The sequence below is a fragment of the Halomonas elongata genome (assembly GCF_029081005.1).
In the GTDB taxonomy this organism is placed as follows: Bacteria; Pseudomonadota; Gammaproteobacteria; order Pseudomonadales; family Halomonadaceae; genus Halomonas; species Halomonas elongata_B.
The window spans coordinates 64,981-72,196 of the sequence record NZ_JAJQTQ010000019.1; the positions used below are offsets into that span (position 1 = coordinate 64,981).

The window sequence follows — 7,216 nt, forward strand, 5'->3', positions numbered from 1 at the left end:
CCGTGAAGCGTGACGTGGCGACTCGATGTCTCCCGGAGCCGCCAAGAGAAAGGTCCGTGAAATCAGCGATTGTAGCATCTTGCGTGGCCGCTGCACTCGCCCTGCGCTCAGGGGCGACGGTAGACGCCGAAGTGTCGCAGGCCTCGGTCCATGAGATGCAGGGCCTGCATGCGACTCATCACGCCCTGATCGCAGAACAGTAGATAGTGGCGGTCCGTCGCGAGGCCCGGCGCGCGTTCCTGAAGCTCGTAGAAGGGAATCTGCAGTTGCGGTACCCGGTCGAGCTCCAGCGGTGTCTCCTCGCGCTCATGTGGCGCGCGAATGTCGATCACGCAGGGAGCGTCGACGTCGCCGAGGGCTTCCGGGGAATCGATGATCAACAGTGCATCGTCGGATAGCGGGGCCGGGCGTTCCATCAGGCGATTGCTGCGCGTGGTGACGGCGTCTTCGATGGCGGCGTCCAGGACGCCGAAGTCGAAGTCCGTCTCGGCCTCGGCGACCTTGACCGGGTCGGCCTTGATGTGCGGGCGCCTGGAGATGACGCCGCAGTATTCCGGCATCGCTTCGGCGTGACGGGCGGTGTCGAGCTGTCGTGCCTGGTCGATGATCGCCTGCTTGTCTTCGGTGAGCAGCGGGCGAAGTATCGGCATCGGGCTGGCGGCGTCGATCAACGCGAGGTTGGCCAGGGTCTGGCTGGAGACCTGGGCAATGGCGTCACCGGTGACCAGGGCCGGGATGCCGGCGCGTTCGGCGATCCGACTGGCGGCGCGCACCATCATGCGCTTGAGTACCACCCCCATCAGACCGTCGGGAATGGTTTTCAGGATTTCGCCGACCACGTTCTCGAAAGGCACCGAGATGAAATGAACGTTGTGCGAGGCACTGTAGCGTTGCCACAGGTGATGCGTGACCTCGCGGACACCGGCTTCGTGGGCGGGGCCACCGAGGTTGAAGAAAACGAAGTGCGACTTGACGCCGCGCCGCATCATGCGCCAGGCCGCCACCGGGGAATCGAAGCCGCCGGAGATCAGGCTCAGGACCTGGCCCTGGATGCCCATGGGGAAGCCGCCGAGTCCGGGCCACTTGTCGCGAATTAGCTGCAGGCGGTTGTGGGTGATCTCGACCGGCACGACGACGTCGGGGGCGGTCAGGTCCACTTGAGCGTCCGGTGCTGCCTCGAGCAGACGACCGCCCAGGTAGCGCTCGATATCCATCGAGGTGAAGTCATGCTGACCGCGTCGCTTGGCCTTGACGCGAAAACGGCGGCCGGCGATCTCCGGTCCCCAGAGCGGCACGACGTGCTCGGCGATCGAGGCCAGGTCGTCGACCTGGATTTCCTCGGCGGCCAGTACCTCGTGGATACCGGAGATTCGCGTCAGTGCGCTTTCGGCCTCCTGGACTCGTGCGTCGTCCAGGCCCGGTGATAGCCGCACCTGAACGGCATCCCAGCGACCCCGGACGCGCACGCCCTCATCGTGGCGGCGAAGGGTGTTGCGGATGTTGGAGGTCAGGCAGCGCGTCATCTGCTGACGCACCGAGCGGGACTTGATGGTGATCTCGGGATAGAGCTTGATCAGGTAGGTCATGCGACGCTGCGAGAAGTAAATGTCGCGGCATTCTACCAGTCGAGCGTCTGCTGCGCAGGCCCTCCTGCCGGGTGGGGCGGAGGGCCGCGCCCCATGTCTTGCCTAATAGAGGGCCTGGTCCTCGTTCACGACCTCCTTGAGCAGCTCCAGGAACAGCTTGTCGGCTTCGGAGTGTTCGGTGGGGTCGTCCGGGATGTGCACACTGGTGGTGTCCGAGATCTGGTTGGCGATACGGACCATGGCATCCGCCTGGTCGCCGTTGGTCAGCTCCCGGCGTGCGATCTCCAGGGATTGCTCCGTGATCCTGGGGTCCTGCAGCAGTTTCTTGATGAAGCCGCGTAGCTCATTGATGACACGGGTCTTCTGGATCTCCGATGAGGACATGGCGTTCTCCTTGTACGGGACGGTCATTCTTCCTCGGCACGATATCACGATTGCCCGGGGCGCGGGACGTTCTCGTCGGTGCTCGTGTCGTTCATGGAAGGCGATGCCTTGGCGAGATGTTAATGAGTATTCAGTAATAGGAGAAATAGCCGCTACTTTGTAAGATAGTGTGAATATGTAACAGTCGATGAAAGTCAGACGCGCATCATGGCGATAGATAGTGAGTGGACCGGCGTCATGATCGAAACTTTGTTCGTTGTCTAATGTTTTCGGACGACTACATCAACGGGGTCGAGAGGCATGTCAAACGGTGCTTTTGCGATGCAGTCAACATGATGCCGAGCATGGCGCGAGTCACATGAATTGACGCAAGGAGTGGATGTGACGCGACGGGAGAGCTTCTCCGAACGTGCAGATGACGAGTCGGTCGTGCGTGATGAGTTACTGGCCTGCTTGTTGAGTATTGCGCTGATGCACGACCATGACGTGAGCGCCGACACCGTGACCGCTGGCCTTCCCCTGGAAAACGGTTGCCTGACGCCCGGTGTGTTTGATCGCGCGGCGACCAAGGCGGGCATGACAGCGAGTATCGTCAAGTCTCGCCTGGTTCAGCTCAATCCGGCGCTGCTTCCCGCCGTACTTCTGCTGGAGCCGGGGCGTGCCTGTGTCCTGGTGGGGGTAGACCTGAAGGCCCGCCGCGCTCGCGTCATCTACCCCGAACTGGGTGATGCACAAGCGGATATCGATCTGGATGCACTACAGGCGCGCTATAGTGGCCGGGCCATCTATGTAAGGCCGAGATTCCGTTTCGATGCACGGAGTTCGGATGTCGGCAAGCGGAATGTCCGACACTGGTTCTGGAGCGTGATCCGCGAGAACCGACGCCTCTATCGTGATGTCATCCTGGGCTCGCTGGCGATCAATCTGTTCGCGGTGGCCATGCCGCTGTTCGTGCTCAATGTCTATGATCGCGTCGTGCCCAATCAGGCCACCGAGACGTTGTGGGTCCTGGCGTCGGGCATCTTCGTGGTGCTGTGCTTCGATCTCGTTCTGCGCTTGATGCGCAGTGCCTTCATCGATCTCGCGGCCAGCCGTGCCGACGTCAAGCTGTCGGCATCGATCATGTCGCAGGTATTGGGGTTGCGCATGTCGGCGCGACCTTCATCCACCGGTTCTTTTGCCTCGACGCTGCAGTCCTATGAATCGGTCCGCTCCTTTATCGGTTCGGCGACGGTGGTGGGGCTGGTCGATCTGCCCTTTGTCCTGCTGTTTGCGGCCATCATTGCGCTGATCGCGCCGCCTCTGGTGATTCCGGTGATCATCGGGATCGTCTTCGTGCTGCTCTATGCCCTGGCGGCACAGAGCAAGCTGCACGAATTGTCGGAAACCACATGGCGAGTCAGTGCGCAACGCAGTGCGACCCTGGTGGAGCTGGTTTCCCAGCTGGAGACCGTCAAGGCATTGCGTAGCGAGAGTCGCATTCAGAGCAGCTGGGAAAAGGCGACGGCTTTCCTGTCCAGGACGGCCGCGCGGTTGAGGTTGATCAGTACGTCGGTCTCGAGCGTGGCGCTGTGGGCACAGAACAGTGTGGCGGTTTGCGTGATCCTGGTCGGGGTCTACCAGATCATCGAAGGCAACCTGACCCAGGGAGGACTCATCGCCGCCTATCTGCTGTCATCCCGAGCGATGGCGCCCGTCAGCCAGGCGGCGTCGCTTCTGGCGCAGTACCATCATTCGGCCACGGCGCTGGAAGCCCTGGATGATGTGATGCAACGCCCGGTCGAGCGTCCCGTCGACAAGACGTTCATCGATCGACCGGTGGTACGTGGCGAAATCCACTTCGAGCGGTTGTCGTTTCGCTATCCCGACGAGGAACGCGATGCGTTGCGGAATGTGATGTTGACCATCAAGCCCGGCGAGAAGGTGGCGCTGCTCGGTCGGGTCGGATGCGGCAAGAGCACGCTGGCCAAGCTGGTGCTCGGACTCTACGAGCCGTCCGATGGGGCGGTGATGGTGGACGGGATCGATATCCGTCAGCTAGACCCGACCCAGCTTCGACGGCATATCGGCTATGTCCCTCAGGATGTGAGTCTGTTCTTCGGGAGCCTGAGGGATAACATCGTCGCTGGTGCCGGCAGTGATGAAGTGAATGATGCGGCCTTGTTGAAGGCCATCGAACTCAGCGGTCTCGAGGACCTGGTGAATACGCATCCCCAGGGGCTGGATCTGGATGTCGGGGAGAGAGGGCAGCGACTCTCCGGGGGGCAACGCCAGGCTGTAGCCATCGCCCGTGCCCTGGTACACGACCCTCGTATCCTATTGCTGGATGAGCCCACCAGCTCGATGGATCATTCCACCGAGAAAGCGTTCAGAGAGCGCCTCGATGCGTATGATCATGACAAGACGCTGCTGATGGTGACGCATCGGACATCTTTGCTGCCCCTGGTCGACCGAGTGGTGGTCATCGATGCCGGGAGTGTCATGGCGGATGGGCCTCGCGACAAGGTGGTGGATGCCTTGCGCAAGGGGCAGATTGGCCACGCCAAGTGAAATAACACGAATACAAGATAATCGAGAAATAGTCGTCGCGGGCGCCTGTCGGTGCACTCCAGCGGGGAAGGACAAGTATCGACAGTTGACTCGGGCGAACGCATGGAATGATGCCCAGGGAGAGCAGGAAAATGGCTCAGATGTTCATTGGCCCGACAGGTTCGGGAGAGATGCCGCGTTGGCGAGAGGCTTTTCCGGATGCCAGGATGCTCGGGCCTCAGCAGGCACGGGCTCAGGTCGGTGAGGGCGATAAGGTATGGGTGTTGAGTCGCCTGGATGGGTGGCGGGAACTCGTCATGACGTTGAGCCAGCGTGGTGCCGTGAGCAGTGTGCTGAGCCAGTCTCCGACCTCGGGTGAAGCCTTGAGCGCCCTCAACGCCGGGGCCCGGGGGTATGCCCACGCGTTGTCACCTCCCGAGTTGCTGCGCCAGATGGATATCGTGATTTCCCATCAGGGCATCTGGGTCTGGCCGGAACTGATGACGCAGGTGATCGGAGGTGCCTTCCGTGCCCTGGGGGGGGCCGCCTCCTTGCAGTCCGAGGTCCTGGAAGGCTTGACCGAACGGGAACGAGCGGTGGCACTGGTCGTGGCAGAAGGGCTCAGCAACAAGGAAGTGGCGCGGCAGTTGTCGATCACCGAACGTACCGTCAAGGCGCATCTCGGCGCCATCTTTCGCAAGCTCGGCATTCGTGATCGCATGCAGTTGATTCTTAAACTGTCCCATCAGGAATCCGAAGTGCCGTAAGTTCAGTACTTGCTTCGACTGCCTTTCTCCCCGCCGCCGACATTCACCGGGTCTTGTCCATCGGTACAATGTCAGCGGATGACGTGTTGTTTTAATCTTTGGACACTATCTGGACCGTCTTTAGCATACGCACGGCGCAACTCGCTTGTGCACAAGGAGTCATTCAATGGCCATCGCCACTGTCGTTTCCATTACTGGTCAAGCCTGGGCAAGGGACAGTCAGGGTAACCTGCGTGAACTTCACGAGGGCGATACCCTGAGAGAAGGCGAGACGCTTGTTACCGCCGATAATGCCACGGTGGAACTCGACTTCGGTGATGCCTTCGGGCCCACTACCATCGGTGGTGGGGAAACGGTGGCGATGACGCCCGAGCTGGATGCCGATCTACCGGTTTCGGTCGAGGAGGCCAGTGCCCAGGATGAAGATCTCGCGGCACTGCTGACAGCCATCGAACAGGGTAACCAGGATCTTCTGGAAGACCTGGAAGATCCTGCAGCCGGCAATGGCGGTGCTCAAGGCGGCGGCGGGCATGACTTCGTGCGCCTGGCTCGTATCAGTGAGCAGGTTGATCCGTTGTCTTTCGATTTCGGTGGCTTTCAATCCGATAGTAGTGAAACGCTGGAAGGGGCGGCACTCGCTGATATGGGGGGTGACGTCGAGAATGACAATATCGAGGCCGTCGACGATGCCTTCGTGACCGGCGAGGATGCTCCGCTAAGTGGCGCCAATGTGCTGCTGAACGACAGCGATCCCGATGGGGATCCGTTGACGGTGGCGGACCCTGGTCCACGTGACGTCATATTCACCATGCCGGATGGCAACTCGGTGTCCGTGACGGTCGAAGTCGGTCCCGATGGTTCTGTCAGTTTTGATCCGGGCGATGATTTTCAGGCACTCGACGATGACGAGTCGGCCAGTGGCACTCTGTCCTATGAAGTGACCGACGGTAACGGCAACAGCGATAGTGCCCAGGTGACGGTCACGGTGACGGGAGAGACGGATGCACCGCCTGTCGTCCATATCGATGATGGTGCGCCCGGCCTCGCCAATGCCGACCTCACTGTGACCGAGGCGACGGGAGATACGGTGAGTGGCAGTGCCACGGTGAGCGCCGAGGCGGGCATCGACAGCGTGACCGTCGATGGCCAGGACATCACCGATGCCAGCAACACTCCGGTGACCCTGCAGGGTGACGAAGGCACCCTGACCATCACCGGCTATAACGCCGCCACGGGTGAGATCACCTACGACTACACCGAAGATGGCGACGCCGAGGACCATAGCGGTGGCGAGATCCTCGACCAGTTCACGTTGGGCGTGACCGACCTGGCCGGCGAATCCACCACGGATAGCCTGGATATCCGTATCGAGGATACGGAACCCGCGGCCAGTGATGACAGCGCGGCCATCGGCGAGGACGCCACCTCTCCGGTCACCGGCAATGTGCTGGATAACGACACCGAAAGCGCCGATACGCCCAGTGAGGTGGTCTTTACCGACACCAGCGCGAGCTACGGCAGCTTTGTCGATAACGGCGACGGCAGCTGGTCCTACCAGGTCGACACCACCAATGGCGCCGTCCAGGCCCTGGACGACGGCGACACGCTCACCGAGACATTCACCTATACCCTGACCGATGCCGATGGCGACACCAGCACGGCGACGCTGACGGTGACCATCAATGGAGCCACCGATGGCCCGCCGACGGTGGATATCGACGATAACGCGCCGAATGCCGAGGGCGCCGACCATAGCGTGGTGGAAGCCACCGGCAACACCATCAGCGGCAGTGCCACGGTGGGCGCCGAGGCGGGTATCGACAGCGTGACCGTCAATGGTCAGGACATCACCGATGCCAGCAACAATCCGGTGACCCTGCAGGGTGACGAAGGCACGCTGACCATCACCGGCTATGATGCCGCCACGGGTGAGATCACCTACGACTACAC

At 61.3% G+C, this 7,216-nt stretch carries 5 protein-coding genes; 3 read left to right on the forward strand and 2 right to left on the reverse strand.

Going from position 1 to position 7,216, the window contains the following annotated elements; genetic code table 11:
• Positions 1-107: 107 nt before the first annotated feature.
• Positions 108-1,586 (reverse strand): tRNA uracil 4-sulfurtransferase ThiI, encoded by a 1,479-nt coding sequence (thiI, locus tag LU493_RS14180; RefSeq protein ID WP_275288438.1) that lies wholly within the window; start codon positions 1,584-1,586, stop codon positions 108-110.
• Positions 1,587-1,688: 102 nt separating this feature from the next.
• Positions 1,689-1,970: a hypothetical protein gene (locus LU493_RS14185; RefSeq protein ID WP_275288439.1), complete on the reverse strand. Its 282-nt coding sequence runs from the start codon at positions 1,968-1,970 to the stop codon at positions 1,689-1,691.
• Between the two features lie 471 nt (positions 1,971-2,441).
• Here LU493_RS14185 and LU493_RS14190 point away from each other — a divergent pair, with 471 nt between their 5' ends.
• From LU493_RS14190 to LU493_RS14200, 3 genes are all read left to right on the forward strand, one after another.
• Positions 2,442-4,520: a type I secretion system permease/ATPase gene (locus tag LU493_RS14190; protein ID WP_428994567.1), complete on the forward strand. Its 2,079-nt coding sequence runs from the start codon at positions 2,442-2,444 to the stop codon at positions 4,518-4,520.
• A 131-nt stretch (positions 4,521-4,651) separates the two neighbouring features.
• Entirely contained in the window at positions 4,652-5,266 is a 615-nt protein-coding gene (locus LU493_RS14195; protein WP_275288441.1) for a response regulator transcription factor, read from the forward strand.
• 166 nt (positions 5,267-5,432) lie between these two features.
• On the forward strand, positions 5,433-7,216 hold a 1,784-nt coding region (locus LU493_RS14200; protein ID WP_275288442.1), incomplete at its 3' end, for a retention module-containing protein.